The sequence below is a fragment of the Wolbachia endosymbiont of Drosophila pseudotakahashii genome (assembly GCF_026015925.1).
GTDB lineage: Bacteria > Pseudomonadota > Alphaproteobacteria > Rickettsiales > Anaplasmataceae > Wolbachia > Wolbachia pipientis.
Genome location: NZ_CP110359.1, coordinates 365,179 through 379,100, shown reverse-complemented (window position 1 = coordinate 379,100; position 13,922 = coordinate 365,179). Strand labels below are relative to the sequence as shown.

General features: G+C 35.4%; 13 protein-coding genes and 1 tRNA gene. 7 read left to right on the top strand and 7 right to left on the bottom strand.

The annotated features are described in order from the left end of the window. The first annotated feature begins 87 nt into the window (after positions 1 to 87). Both apaG and ONI09_RS01955 read left to right on the top strand, forming a co-directional pair. Entirely contained in the window at positions 88 to 489 is a 402-nt protein-coding gene (apaG, locus tag ONI09_RS01960) for a Co2+/Mg2+ efflux protein ApaG (protein WP_179951370.1), read from the top strand. A 177-nt stretch (positions 490 to 666) separates the two neighbouring features. Continuing rightward, complete coding sequence (locus tag ONI09_RS01955; RefSeq protein WP_259245539.1) at positions 667 to 1,560, top strand: Rpn family recombination-promoting nuclease/putative transposase; 894 nt, start codon at positions 667 to 669, stop codon at positions 1,558 to 1,560. 10 nt (positions 1,561 to 1,570) lie between these two features. Here the strand turns inward: ONI09_RS01955 and ONI09_RS01950 are convergent, their stop codons facing one another. Continuing rightward, positions 1,571 to 3,169 (bottom strand): ABC transporter permease, encoded by a 1,599-nt coding sequence (locus ONI09_RS01950; protein ID WP_265014253.1) that lies wholly within the window; start codon positions 3,167 to 3,169, stop codon positions 1,571 to 1,573. Between the two features lie 157 nt (positions 3,170 to 3,326). Between ONI09_RS01950 and ONI09_RS01945 the strand changes: the two genes are divergently transcribed. Both ONI09_RS01945 and trhO read left to right on the top strand, forming a co-directional pair. After that, a complete protein-coding gene (locus tag ONI09_RS01945; RefSeq protein ID WP_265014252.1) occupies positions 3,327 to 3,539 on the top strand; it encodes a hypothetical protein in 213 nt (70 codons plus the stop codon). Between the two features lie 444 nt (positions 3,540 to 3,983). Further along, on the top strand, positions 3,984 to 4,811 hold the full coding sequence (gene trhO, locus ONI09_RS01940; RefSeq protein ID WP_265014251.1) for an oxygen-dependent tRNA uridine(34) hydroxylase TrhO: 828 nt from the start codon (positions 3,984 to 3,986) through the stop codon (positions 4,809 to 4,811). On the opposite strand, the gene ONI09_RS01935 is transcribed toward trhO, so the two are convergent. From ONI09_RS01935 to terL, 4 genes are all read right to left on the bottom strand, one after another. Further along, on the bottom strand, positions 4,799 to 4,933 hold the full coding sequence (locus tag ONI09_RS01935; RefSeq protein ID WP_255407365.1) for a hypothetical protein: 135 nt from the start codon (positions 4,931 to 4,933) through the stop codon (positions 4,799 to 4,801). The genes trhO and ONI09_RS01935 overlap by 13 nt on opposite strands. 56 nt (positions 4,934 to 4,989) lie before the next feature. Next, the gene (gene topA / locus ONI09_RS01930; protein WP_265014250.1) at positions 4,990 to 7,440 is read right to left on the bottom strand and encodes a type I DNA topoisomerase; all 2,451 of its coding nucleotides are present in this window, start codon (positions 7,438 to 7,440) and stop codon (positions 4,990 to 4,992) included. A gap of 87 nt (positions 7,441 to 7,527) precedes the next feature. Beyond that, a complete protein-coding gene (locus ONI09_RS07070) occupies positions 7,528 to 7,614 on the bottom strand; it encodes a hypothetical protein (protein WP_419236910.1) in 87 nt (28 codons plus the stop codon). 102 nt (positions 7,615 to 7,716) lie between these two features. Then, the gene (terL, locus tag ONI09_RS01925) at positions 7,717 to 9,168 is read right to left on the bottom strand and encodes a phage terminase large subunit (protein ID WP_265014249.1); all 1,452 of its coding nucleotides are present in this window, start codon (positions 9,166 to 9,168) and stop codon (positions 7,717 to 7,719) included. An 883-nt stretch (positions 9,169 to 10,051) separates the two neighbouring features. Between terL and ONI09_RS01920 the strand changes: the two genes are divergently transcribed. Then, positions 10,052 to 10,125, top strand: a tRNA-Arg gene (locus ONI09_RS01920). Positions 10,126 to 10,133: 8 nt separating this feature from the next. On the opposite strand, the gene ONI09_RS01915 is transcribed toward ONI09_RS01920, so the two are convergent. Together ONI09_RS01915 and ONI09_RS01910 are read right to left on the bottom strand one after the other, a co-directional pair. Next, positions 10,134 to 11,084 (bottom strand): complex I NDUFA9 subunit family protein, encoded by a 951-nt coding sequence (locus ONI09_RS01915; protein ID WP_265014248.1) that lies wholly within the window; start codon positions 11,082 to 11,084, stop codon positions 10,134 to 10,136. A 50-nt stretch (positions 11,085 to 11,134) separates the two neighbouring features. Then, entirely contained in the window at positions 11,135 to 12,664 is a 1,530-nt protein-coding gene (locus tag ONI09_RS01910; RefSeq protein ID WP_265014247.1) for a UDP-N-acetylmuramoyl-tripeptide--D-alanyl-D-alanine ligase, read from the bottom strand. 183 nt (positions 12,665 to 12,847) lie between these two features. On the opposite strand from ONI09_RS01910, the gene ONI09_RS01905 reads away from it, so the two are divergent. Together ONI09_RS01905 and ONI09_RS01900 are read left to right on the top strand one after the other, a co-directional pair. Further along, positions 12,848 to 13,642: a hypothetical protein gene (locus tag ONI09_RS01905; protein WP_265014246.1), complete on the top strand. Its 795-nt coding sequence runs from the start codon at positions 12,848 to 12,850 to the stop codon at positions 13,640 to 13,642. 22 nt (positions 13,643 to 13,664) lie between these two features. After that, positions 13,665 to 13,922 (top strand): hypothetical protein, encoded by a 258-nt coding sequence (locus tag ONI09_RS01900; RefSeq protein ID WP_006279579.1) that lies wholly within the window; start codon positions 13,665 to 13,667, stop codon positions 13,920 to 13,922.

The window sequence follows — 13,922 nt, the reverse complement described above, 5'->3', positions numbered from 1 at the left end:
TATTTCCTAATTAAAGTATACTTGAAAAATCTATGAAAAAAGCATATAATTAGAATATTATCTTTTTATCATGAATATTCTATAATGATTCTAGAATACACATTGACTACCAACTTTGTTGAAGTTACAGTTTTACCAATTTACATTGAAGAGCAATCCATTCCTTATGAAAATTGCTATGTATGGATGTATAACGTTAAGATAAAAAACAAAAGCCAATCAACTATTCAATTGTTAAGTCGTCATTGGCAAATAATAGATTATAAGGGCAAAGTAAATGAAATTGCCGGAGTTGGTGTTATCGGAGAACAGCCTGTGATAAAATCTGGAGAGGTATTTAAATACACAAGTGGAACATACTTAAATGTACCGTCAGGAATAATGCAGGGTAAGTATGAATTTCTGAATGAAGAAAGCATAAAAGTTTTTGAAGTTATGATACCACCCTTTTCTTTGGATAGTCCATACATCAAAACTAGACCCCATTAACTGTCAAAATAGTTTATTTGTAACCAGACTGCATTCTGTGATTTTTAGCAAAGCACGATCTTTCATTTGAGCTTTCTTCAATTTAAAATAAATACAGAAACTAGCTATCTTCAAAAATATGGTTGAATAATTGTTAATAATAGTGTATAATCATTAATATTTTCGAGCATTTTTGCCATGGCTCTTTCAAAATTTCTCGATCCTCGCAATGATTTGTGTTTCAAAAAAATCTTTGGAACGGAAAAAAATAAGAATATCCTGATCCACTTTTTGAACGATATTTTAGGGTTTACTGAGATAAATGCAATACAAGAAGTTGAGTTTCTTAGCACTATTATGGATCCCGAAGTTGCCTCTGATAAACAAAGTATTGTTGATGTTCTCTGCAAGGATTCTCACGGAAATAGATATATAGCAGAAATGCAGCTCGCTAGAGACAAGGGCTTCGAAAAACGCGCTCAATTATATGCCGCTAAAGCCTACTCAAGACAATTAGATAAATCTGGCAACTACATTGATTTAAAGAAAGTCTTCTTTATTGCTATATCAAATTGTAACTTACTTCCTGAAGAAGTTGATTATATTTCTACTCACAATATACGTGATATAAAAACTAACGGCCATTACTTAAAAGATTTTCAGTTTGTCTTTATTGAGTTGCCTAAATTCGCAAAAAATAAAGTAGAGCAGTTAGAAAGTATAGTAGAAAGGTGGTGTTTCTTTTTTAAATACGCAGAAGAAACAACAGAAGAGGACTTAAAAGAGATAGCAGAAAAAGCGCCAATAATAAAGCTAGCATATGATGAATTAGACAAGTTTCGTTGGAACGAAAAAGATTTAGTAGCCTATGAAGAAAGGATAATGGATCTACGCAAAGAAGAAGCTATTCTTGAATACAGACTTGATCTTGCTGAAGAGAAAGGTATACAAAAAGGTATAGAGAAAGGGAAAATTGAAGGGAAAATTGAAGTCGCAAAAGCAATGCTGGCTAATAATGTTGATGTCAACACTATTGTTAAGTTTACTGGCCTTTCTATTAGTGAGATTGAAGAATTAAGTGGAAATCTGTGAACAGTTACGTTTATTTTTTATCCTTATCATCAAGTGTAAATAAGGTTATTGTAGAAATTAAGCCTATTATAACTATTATTAACGAAAATGGGGCAGCTTCTCTATAGCGCTCATCGCTTACAAGTTCATATATTCTAGTTGATATAGTTTCAAAATTAAATGGTCTTATAATGAGTGTTGCTGTGAGCTCTTTGATAGTATCCATAAATACGAGCAAAAATCCCGATAATATACTCTTCTTGATGAGAGGGATATGAACATTCAAACATGTAGAAATAGGTCCGTGACCCATGGTATATGCAGTCCACTCAATTTCATTTGGTGTTTTTTTGAGCCCTGACTTTACCGCCTTGAAAGATATAGCAAAAAAACGGAATAAATATGAGTAAACTAATGCGCCAATAGTTCCTACTAAGCTAATTTCCACAACATATTGAGTAATGAAAGAGAATATTCTGCTTAAAAATATTATTATACTAATTGCGATAATTGCATTTGGAATTGCGTAGCCTAAAGAAATGAGACGCGCTATATTGTTGATTACCTTATTTTTACGCGCCGTATATCCAATCATTATTGCAATGCTAATTGAGATTAATGCGGTGATAAATGATAAACTAATGCTATTTGCTATTATGTTATAGAATCTTGCTTCGTATATGAAAAACCCCTTCTCTATGCTCCAATATATGAGCGGAATCATTGGCAAAATAAAACCTATTAATATCGGCAATACACACATAAGATAAGCAAAGATCAACGGTATAGCGCCACTTATACTCCGTTTGTTGTGATAATCTGAATTGGTATTGATTGAAGAGTAGGATATTCCTTTTTTTTGTAGTTTTTTTTCGATAGCTATTAGTGTTGCAACGAAAATCAACTCTGCAACTGCTAAAACAGTAGTTGAATATTTGTCATGCAGTAAAAACCAGGTGCGATATATTCCTGTCGTAAAAGTATCAATAGCAAGAAACTGTGGTGTGCCGAAATCTGTAATTACTTCCATTAGTACCAAAGACAACCCAGCTATAATTGATGGGCGTATGGAGGGTATGATGACAGAAAACAGGCTCTTCAATGAGGAGAACCCAAGTGTTGACGCAATAGTGACTGAGTTACTAACATTCTTTAGACTTGAGCGGACTAACATATAAACGTATGAATATAGGCTGAATCCCATTACTAATATTCCACCACCTAGGGATTTTATTTCAGGAAACCAATAGTCACCTTTGCTCCACTCTAAAATGTCTCTTAATGAGCTCTGCACCGGACCTGAAAACTCTAGTGTATTTACATAGACGAACGCTACTATATATCCAGGAATCGATATTGGAAAGAACAAAGCAATCTCAAAAATTTTACTTCCAGGAAATGAAAAAAATGTGGTAAGCCAAGCTGGAATTACTCCAAATATAAAGGATATTCCCCCCACTCCTATCATCAAAATTAACGTATTCAGTATATATTCAGGGAAAAGTGTGCTGATTACCCATCCGGAATTTGCTGTATCTGTAAATAAGATTGATATTAATGATAATATTGGGCAGACGAATAATATGCTTACTAAAAATAAGAATATATTTTTAAATACTCTTAAAAACATTAATTTGAATCTATATTTTATATTAAAATGTTATATGTAAAAACTGAAGATATCCAGTAATTATAGCTAACCCAAGAAAGGTTTCCCTACGTCATACCGCCCACAACTGTACAAACATTCGTTTGTGAAAGCAGTATGTTAAATGTTATAGCAGGTTTTGCCTCAAACACACAGGCAGTGCCCAGACTACTTGGATCCAGAAAAATTGATTGTAAACAAACGACTATACAACATTTTCAATAAAATTACAAAAAAGCTGGATCCCAGTGGGCTTTGTTGCATCGCTACTTATGAAAGGCTAACTATAGTTAGGATTATAAGCAACCTATTGAAAATCTTGTTTTTTTGCAATCAATCTGATCAAATTTAAGAATAGTAATTTGTTATTTATATTAATAAATTTAATTCTATTGAAAATAGCTAAAGCATTGAAATTCTTGAATTTTAGCCAGATTAGTGAGTGGTAGTGAAATTTCTTTTACTCAAATTTAGGTATTCACTGACCGTTCTTGTTATAAATACCAGAATAATAAGCTACTGATATTCGCTATCTTTTTTATCTTTAATCCATCATAGCTAGCGATGCAACAAAGCCATCCCAGTGTCAAGCACTGGGATGACATCCTCCCTTGTGGAAATTGCTCTCAAATCACAATGTTCGTACAGCTATGGATTCATTCGCGGTATAGATTCCGCTAACGAGTAGCGGAATGACGGTTTTTCAAATTGTAGAGCCACTTTAGCTATAACAGCCGTACTATTGAATATCTTTATAATTTTGTATATCATGTTTTTAGTTGATAAGTGAATAATCATGAGCTTCGTCATTGCAACTTTCTATCATTTTGTAGAACTTTCTAATTATTATGACATGAAAGACGAAATAAAAGCTGCATGCGACAACATTGAATTAAAGGGTACTATACTCCTTGCAGAAGAGGGTGTTAATGCAACAATATCTGGTGAAAGAAACGCAATTGATAAAATATCCGATTTTCTACGTTCTGATTATAGGCTAAGGGACCTTACATGGAAAGAGAGTGCAGCAGAATATCAACTATTTAGCAAGATGAAGGTAAAATTAAAAAGAGAGATTGTGAATCTTGGTGTAAGCAATCTTGATATTTCCCTTAAGGGTAAATATGTTGATCCAGAGCATTGGGATGATTTTACTTCTCAACCTGACGTTTTAGTAATAGATACACGAAACGAGTATGAAGTGAAATTAGGCAAGTTTAAGAATGCAATTAATCCACACACACAATGTTTCCGTGAGTTTCCTCAGTGGACAGAGTCATTTTCTGAGAGTAAAGACCTGAAAGTGGCTATGTACTGCACTGGTGGGATTAGATGCGAAAAATCTACAGCATATATGAAAAGCCTTGGATTTAGTGATGTTTACCATCTTAAAGGCGGCATTCTTTCTTACCTTGAAAAAACTTATAATAAAAATGGTAATTGGAAAGGAGAATGTTTTGTTTTTGATGATAGAATTGCTGTTGATAACTCACTTACTCCAAGCAACACAATAAAATGCATATTCTGCTCAAATCAAGTTTCAACTGATAAACTGAAATCAGTTCCACGTGGCCAAGTGGTTTGTTCTGATTGTAAACTTCAGTGTTATAGCTATAATAAATAAAACATCATACTGCTGCAGTTGTATGCACGTTGTGATTTGAGAGCAACCTCTACCAGAAAGGGTGTCATGCCAGTGCCCAGACACTGGCATCCAGGTTCTTTTTTTCTAGATTCCAGCGTCACACGCTGGAATGACAAAAAAGCTGATTTTTAACGTAGATAATGGTTATGCAAGAAGTCTACTTCTTACCCTTAATCAACTCTAAAGCCTTCTCCAGATCTATACTCTCAATATCTGCACTCTTGCCCAAAGCAACGTTTGTTTTACCGCATTTTATATAGAATCCGTACCTACCGTTGCAGATAAAAACTTCTTTTCCTTTTTCATTAAGCCCGAGAGATTTTAACTCTTTGCGTGGACTGTTTGCAATAATTTGTACGGTTTCGCTCAATTCTGTATTCAGCACCTCTTTGGAGCTTTTCTTAAGAGAAAAGTATTTACCATCATAGAAAATATAGTATCCAAATCGTCCAAGGCCTATTTTTACTTCCTTTCCGGTTTCAGGGTGTTCTCCGATTACTTTTGGCAAGGAAAGTAACTGAGTAGCGGTGCTCAGATCAATATCATTAACATTTATATCTTTTGGTATAGAAACCGCCTTTTTCTTTTCTGACTCATTATTAAACTGCAGGTAAAGCCCAAAAGGACCTTTTTTAATTACTACCTCTTGTCCTGTTATATCATCTATACCTAAACTTTTTGGATATTCTGAATTGTCGTTACTACCTGTAATTTCTTTTGTATGGTCGCATTCAGGATAGTTAGAACATCCAAGGAACACCCCGGCTTTTCCAAAGTTCAATTTCAATATGCCACCTAAGCAATCAGGACATTTCGTATTCACCTCTTTTTTTCCTTCTTCTGAACAAAACCAATCGATTACCAAATCGTGAATGCCGCTGAAAACTTCATCATGCGTCATTTGCTTGACAGAGTTTACATGACCAAAAAATGGCACCCAAAAGTGGCCTAATTCTTTTTTCCAATCTGCATGTCCATTTGAAATTAAATCAAGCTTCTCTTCCATTTGTGCTGTGAAATCATACTCTACACAACGCTGAAAAAAAGTTTCTAAAAATATAGTAACGATTTTACCGCGGCTGCTTGGAATAAACCTTTTGCTATCCAATGAAACGTACTCACGATCTTGTAATACCGAAATAATTGTTGCATAAGTTGATGGTCGACCTATACCGATTTCTTCCATTTTTTTTACGATACTTGCTTCACTATAACGAGGTGGCGGTTGAGTGAAATGTTGTTTTGGCTCAACTGAAATCAGCTTACACGCTTCCCCTTCCTTCATGGCAGGTAGCAGGCCTTCATTTTCGGCTTCTATGTTATCTTGGTAGACTCTATAAAAACCATCAAAGAATATACTCGACCCACTTGCTCGCAGAACTACTTTTTGATCAGTAGAACTAATTTCAACTACCACTTGATCAAGGATCGCCGACTCCATTTGACTTGCAATGGTCCTTTTCCAGATTAAATCATACAATTTAAATTGCTCTGGCGTTAAGTAATCCTTAATACTACCCGGCGTTCTATTGATATCAGTTGGACGAATTGCTTCATGTGCTTCTTGAGCATTTTTGACCTTTTTTACATATTTACGAGGAGACTGCGGTAAATATTTATCACCATATAATGACTTAATTGATCCTCTAATTGAGTTTATAGCCTCATCTGCAATATGAAACCCATCTGTACGCATGTAAGTTATCAACCCTACAGTTTCACCACCAATATCGATACCTTCGTATAAATTTTGCGCTACTCGCATAACATTTTTCACGTTAAAATACAGCTTATTTACTGCATCTTGCTGAAGACTTGAAGTAATAAACGGAGGAAGCGGGTTTCTCTTAACTTGCTTGCATTCTACTGTGCTTACAGCATATTGCCTTGACTCAATCTCCCTGACTAAGTTCTTTGCTTCTTCTTCATTCTTAATATCAAATTTTTCTAGCTTTTTATTGTCATAGTGGCTTAGCATAGCAAAAAAAGCCTCATCTTTGCTATTTTGCATTTCTGTTTTTATGCTCCAATACTCCTGTGTTATAAATTTACTAATTTCATCTTCTCGTTCGCATATAATCTTTAATGCAACAGACTGCACTCGCCCTGCAGACTTGCTTCCCGACAATTTTGTCCACAGCAGTGGTGACAAACTAAATCCAACTAGATAATCCAAAGCTCTACGTGCTTGTTGTGCACGCACTAAATCCATATTAATTTCACGTGGATTTTTTATTGCTTCTTGTACTGCTCTTTTTGTTATCTCATTAAAGACTACTCTATAAATGTTGTTTTCATTACTGATTGCTTTCTTTTCTTTTAATGTCTCTATCACATGCCAAGCCATTGCTTCCCCTTCTCTGTCTGGGTCTGTTGCAAGATATATATCTGATGTTTTGCTTGCGGCTTTTACTAACTCTTTTATATACTTTTCTGCTTTTTCAATGGTTTCATACTTTATAGCAAAATCATTATCCGGATCGACAGAACCGTTTTTTGCTGGAAGATCTCTCACATGTCCAAAGGATGCAGCTACTTTGAACTCTTTACTCAAATATTTACCTATTGTCTTTGCTTTCGCAGGTGATTCAACTATTAATAATGCCATATTGTTAATTATTTTAGTACTTAAAGATAATATGTTGAGAAATATACAATGAAAAGTAAAAAAATATTTTAATGGTTCTTGTGAATTTTACGAACCGGGTTGTGGGACCTTTTCAGAAAACCCTTGGACGTTGCTATTTTTAAGTGACTTTGAAGGCTCATTACAATAGTATATGATCGCAGCAGCAACGAGAAGCTAGATTCCAGTGTCAGCTACTTGCATGACAAAAAAAGGAGCGCTGGGATGACATCCTCCCTTGTGGAAATTGCTCTCAAATCATAATGCCCGTACAGCCGTAACCCTAGAGGTACTGTTTCTCACCCACTGCAAATATTGCACGGTACTGTCCACTTGGTCGTCGTGGCGCGTTTCTGGAAACATTAAAATTTCATACTCAAAATCATTTAGCCATACTGCTTGATGTGGCAGAAAAACCTTGCCAGACTCTATAATCGGAACAATTTGATGAAATCGAGTGAGCTTGTCATCATGTGGCACTATTTCAATAATCGGTAAATCACTGTTTGTCTTTAGCTCTTGCACCAATTGTTGACCACTTGTTTTTGCTTCGATTAAAATTGCGTGTGGCGTCCATCTTGCAGCTAGTGACAAAACCTGTTCTTTAAGCTTTGGATACTCAAGCTTTGCGCGATATACGTCGAGTAAATAGAATTTATTATCTATTTTTGCCCAGATGGTGCAGACACTAAAGTTGCTCATGTTACTTGTTGAAACCGCAGTATCCCAACTTTGTGTTATATGCGAGAGATTATCAGGAAATTTTTTATAGCGTTTCAACCACTCTGGTTTAATTATACCACTTGAAAGCGGCAGAGGGTTTTGTTGATATTGAGCAGCAAAAGCGTAACTCCCAAGTTCAGCTTTTATTATCTCAACTTCTTCTTTTCCTCCATCGAGGGGATATAACAACTGACCTTCTTCTCTTGAATATAATATCCTTACAGGTGACGCTGGTTTATTATATAATCGCCTGGTCGCACAGTGCTGAGCTACTCGGATGATAGGAACGGGAGGTATTGGCTTTTTGATTGAATAAATAACCTGCTTATTTTCAGAAATCATTGGCAAACAAATATGATGCCATATGTTTTTTGGCTTGGAGAGAAGGTGTCCAGTTAAGTCCTCCTGGTGTAGCCTGTGCATTACAAGAACGATGACTCCTTTTTTTCTATCGTTCAGCCTGGTTACTAAAGTCTGATCAAACCAGTTTGTGGCACGCTTTCTAAGCGTTTCACTCAAAGCTTGAGCAGAACTGAGCGGATCGTCCACAATGATAAAATCACCACCTTCACCAGTTAGTGTTCCACCAACTGATGTTGCGATTCTGTATCCTCTCTGCACTGTTTGAAATTTATATTTGGTATTCTGGTCTTTGGATAGTTCTATCTCTGGAAATAGCGCTCTATACCAACTAGACTGCATCACGCACCTGGTGTCGAGCGAGTGCTTTTCGCTGAGCCGCTGAGAATAACTTGCAACTATTATTCTCGCAGTTGGTTGGTTTCCCAGTATCCATGCGGGCCACGCAACGCTTATGCACATGGACTTCATCGAGCGCGGAGGCATATTGAATATTATTCGTTTCACTTCACCAGCGCTCGCTGCTTCCAGCCTATCTGCTATGACTTTTATGTACCGATAATTATTATACTCACACCCCGGCACTACCGTTTGAAAGCATAACTCAATGAATTTTAGAAAGTTCATGATATAATGTTGAAACTAACGCGTGACGCTGGGATGACAAAAAAAGGAGCACTGGAATGACACCCTACTTAACCGTCATACCGCGATTCATTCGCGGTATCTCTTAACATAGATCCCCTACTATACCTTAACATAGATCCCGCTAACAAGCAGCGGGATGACGAATTACTTAACCATCATCTACACCGTCATACCGCGATTCATTCGCGGTATCTCAAAGCATAGATCCCGCTAACACGTAGCGGGATGACGGTTGTTGTTTAGCTATAAATATTAAGAAATTTACCAAATGAAAAAAAAGGCAAAAGAAGCCCCGTGGTTATTATCCGCTTTAAAATATTGGCGTTTTTTATGTTTTAAACGCTTGACAAGCGAGATTCAGCCGCTTTTAATTGCAACTAACCTACGCTGCAAATGTTTAAGAAATTTACTAAGCAGAAAAAAAGACAAAGAATCCCCGAGTTAGCTAGTCTTTTACTATCTCTGTCGAGTATTGGCATTTTTTGATGTCTTGTAACGCTTTATAAGCGCGTTCAGCTTATTTAGATAAAAATCTAGATGTAGATGAAGTTTTGTAAAGACATACAGTATCTATATACTGCAAAAAATTGAACATAAGACGCCGATACATTAAGTAACCCTTACCTTTTAATCTGCAGATTGGCGAAAGCAAATACAATAGCTTCACTATCGTGATAAGGGCGCTGGCGAAGGGTGTCAAGTAAGTTTCTATATAATATTTTCTAAAATAAATAGACTTCTCGCATCCAATTTTGGCAGCGCGCGACACACAACTGCAATGACAAGGTGTCGCAAGATAAACATCATATTCACACGAAGTACTTGACTTCACTTGTACTAAGAAGCATTTTATATATGTTGTGTGCCCGTAGCTCAGCTGGATAGAGCAACAGCCTTCTAAGCTGTGGGTCGTAGGTTCGAATCCCACCGGGCACACTCTTTTATCAATACTTTCTATAAATCTTCAAGTACTCTGGCACCACATTTTCAATTGCTAATGGTCGAACCTTCATTGTTTCAAGGTCAACTGACTTTTCGATTGAACTATTCATCATAACTTTCACCTGATCTTGAGTAAGCATAGGGTTCGTATCTCCGGTTATTGGTTTTAACAGCATAGAAATAATTTTATTTTCTAAAAAGAAAGCTATTAACTTTGCCATTGGAAAAGATACATTGATCAACAAACACTTTCTGTTAGTAACATTCAGAATAAACTTCAATAAGCTTTTGAAAGAGTAAACCTTTGGTCCACCCATGTTATAAATTTTCTTGTCTTGCTTATTAAAACTGATAATACGATATACCACTTCAGCTAAGTCTGTTACACATATTGGCTGAAATTTAGTTGTTCCATTGCCAATTAGTGGTAAGAAAGGAAGAATAGTTGCTAATCTTGCAAATTTATTAAAGAAGTTGTCTTCTTTACCAAATACAAGGCTTGGCCTAATTATTATTGCTTTTTGAAATGCTGAAGTTACAGCTTTTTCACCTTCCAATTTACTTTTGGAATATTTTGACAACTTGCTATTTTCTATTCCCATAGCAGAAAAATGTATCATCATAGGTACATTTTTCATTTTTGCAGCTTTTGCTATCCTTTCAGCTATTTTAACGTGAACAGCGTAAAAATCGTGCTTTTTTGCTTCATATAATATTCCCACTAAGTTTATAGCTACATCACATTCTTCCATACCATCCAGAACTGATTTTTCATCAAAAAAATCGCCTTTAAATACTGATATTTGTCCTAAATTGCCACACAATTTTAAACAAGCAGCTTTTTCCTGATTACGAGTGAATATCTTTATTAAATATCCTTCTGCTGCCAAGCGTCTTACGATGTGTTTCCCTATAAACCCCGTTCCACCAAAAATAATTACACGTTTTGTCACAATTAAAGTTCCTAATAATTTGTTACTGTAAATTAATACAATGATTTCGCTTAATATTTTATTACGAATTCCCGTACAATAAGATCCATTTTCATTCCTCGTGAGCCTTTAACTAGAATTGCGTCATTATTCTGAATAATGTTAGCTAAATCACTTTTCAATTGATTAGAATCATTAAAATGCGTGCCTCTTATATTATCTGGCAAAAGCTCATGCAATTCTAACATAAATTTACCAACTGTATAAACTTTATCTATATTATTTTCTGTGATAATCTTAACCAAATCTGTATGAAATTCTATGCTTTCATCACCAATTTCCAACATATCACCAAGCAAAGCTACTTTTCTCTGATTAGAATATGTACTCAAAGTTTTTATTGCAGTTTTCATCGAAGCAGGGCTGGCGTTATAGGAGTCATCAATTAAATGTATATATTTTCTATTGTATTTGACCTTATGAATATTGCCTCTACCTTTCGCTACACTAAAATTCTTAAGTGCAAGTGGTAATTTTGATAAATCAAGTCCGAGGCTTTGCACAACTGCTGCAACAGCAAGTAGCGAATAAGCAAAATGCTCACCTTGTACACGTAAATTACAGTTTATAATTTGATTATCACTCAGCCTGATTTTTAAACTTAATCTATTAGCAACTCGGTTTGATGTCATTCCAGCGCGTGACGCTGGAATCCAGTCTTTATTATACAACCGTCTGATATGCTCATTTGCAATTGAACTTCCTGGATCCAAGTAGTCAAGCACTGGGATGACAGAAGATAGTGCTGAAATGACAGAAGATTCATCGTTTCTTATTAAGTTTAGTAAACAAACTTCAGCATTTTTATCTTTACCGAAGCTTATTACATTTCTATTGGCGTGTGATGAGAGATAATCATAATATTTATTATCTCTGCTTAAAACCAAAGTACCGTTATTTTTCATACCATACAGAATTTCTAACTTCGCTTGTGCAACGTCAAATAGTGATGAAAAATTTTCAGTATGTGCAGGTTCGATGTTGGTAATAACTGCAATATTCGGATTACTAATTTTTGATAATTCTTTTATTTCACCAGCTTTATTCATTCCCATTTCAAGAATTAAGTACTGGCAGTTTTTTGGAGCTTTCAGAATTGTCAAAGGCAATCCTATATTATTATTTAAGTTACCTTCGTTTGCATGGGACACTCCATATTGCGATAAAACAGTATGCAGCATACCCTTTGTAGTGGTTTTCCCGACACTGCCTGTAACTGCAATAACTTTAGCATCAATAAGAACATTTCTAATGTAGTATGATGCCATATCGTGCAAAGCTTTCAGGGTATCTTGTACAATCATGAGAGGGAAACTTTTATATTTACCCTCACTCACTATTGCAGCGACAGCCCCTTTTAAAAACGCTTCATGCAAAAAATTATGGCCATCAAAATCCTTTCCCTTGAGGGCAATAAATAAATCACCTTTTTTTATGCTTCTTGTGTCCGTTGAAATATTTGAGCTATGTATCCAATTACAACCATTTACGTCTCTTCCGCCAGTTGCATCAATGATATTATTTGTGTTCCATTTAAACATAATTTAGAGTATTCTTTATAATAAATTGAACAATAAAAGTAGCGAAAATACTACATGTTTTAGACAATGTGCAAATAATGGTTGCAATCCCTATAATTCTATCTTATAACGGATATAGAAGTTTAAATTTTTTCGTCTCTAATTAAAATGTATTTAGTTATAGAAACTACCTTGGAGGTATGTATGGCAGAATCTATTTGGGCTAAGATAGGCGGAGCAGTTAAAACAGGTGTAGAAGCTACAGGTCGGGTGTTTGCTCTTGTGCCTAAAGCACTTATTTACCCTATAAAGAAGCCGTTTGCTTCAACGGGTGAAATGAAACATGATGCTACAGTTTCGTTAAAGAAAGCTGTTGGTATAGATGTACCTGAAGAAGAAAGGGAATATGATCCACCTATAGAAACCACACAGGCTAGTAAGGATCTTGGTGTACAAATAACAGAGCAAAAGAAAGGGATAGGAAAGGTAAGTTTTTTAGTGTCAAGAACTCTGACGGGAGATATACCTTATTTGAATGATGAACAATTGAATAAAATAAAAGCACTAAAAAGTGAGTATTCAAACATCACTATACATAGAGAAGAAAATAAAATTGTAATTGAAGTTGATGTTAAAAAAATAATTGAAGACATTAAAACTGACTCTAAAAATAAAGGAAAGAGTCCAGAGGAGATAAAAAAGCTTGCTATTGAAGAAATTAAACAAAAAGTTGACGGTAACCTTAAAGATCTAGCAAAAATTACTGGTGGAGAATTTAAAGTTCACACAGACTTAAAATTGCTGTATGGTATTGCAGAAAAATTGTATAAGGAATATGATAATCAAAAGCAGTTATCAGAAGCTACGAAACCTGCAGGACTTACAAATAGCGAAGAGTTACTAAAGGCTGGTCAGCCTTCAGTAACTATAGCTTCAGGTGAGAAAAAATGGGCGCAAGAATCTATAAAGCCAGGTAAGTCGCAAAGTTGTGGAATGTAAAAATAAGTTATAGGGGAGTATTATGAGTGAAGCTAAAAAAATAGAGGAAAGACATCATAGTCTCACTGTTCCTGGGGATATGTATCACTTACAACCAGGAGTTATTACTGGAAAAAGGGTAAGTGGAATAGAACCCTTTTTGAAAGAACAGCAGGACATGGTAAAAGTAAGGGAACTTGTAAGCTCTTTAAATCTTGAAGATGCTTCTGGTGAAGCGATAAAACCACTATCTACACCTAATGTAGAGAAAAACGAAGAAAGAGGGAAAGGTCGCTCTTAA

Bases quoted from the DNA above. Each gene is read 5' to 3' on its own strand.
- ONI09_RS01910 (WP_265014247.1), bottom strand. From the start codon at position 12,664: ATGTTTAAATGGAACACAAATAATATCATTGATGCAACTGGCGGAAGA.
- ONI09_RS01900 (WP_006279579.1), top strand. From the start codon at position 13,665: ATGAGTGAAGCTAAAAAAATAGAGGAAAGACATCATAGTCTCACTGTT.
- terL (WP_265014249.1), bottom strand. From the start codon at position 9,168: ATGAACTTTCTAAAATTCATTGAGTTATGCTTTCAAACGGTAGTGCCG.
- ONI09_RS01905 (WP_265014246.1), top strand. From the start codon at position 12,848: ATGGCAGAATCTATTTGGGCTAAGATAGGCGGAGCAGTTAAAACAGGT.
- trhO (WP_265014251.1), top strand. From the start codon at position 3,984: ATGAGCTTCGTCATTGCAACTTTCTATCATTTTGTAGAACTTTCTAAT.
- ONI09_RS01950 (WP_265014253.1), bottom strand. From the start codon at position 3,169: ATGTTTTTAAGAGTATTTAAAAATATATTCTTATTTTTAGTAAGCATA.
- topA (WP_265014250.1), bottom strand. From the start codon at position 7,440: ATGGCATTATTAATAGTTGAATCACCTGCGAAAGCAAAGACAATAGGT.
- ONI09_RS01955 (WP_259245539.1), top strand. From the start codon at position 667: ATGGCTCTTTCAAAATTTCTCGATCCTCGCAATGATTTGTGTTTCAAA.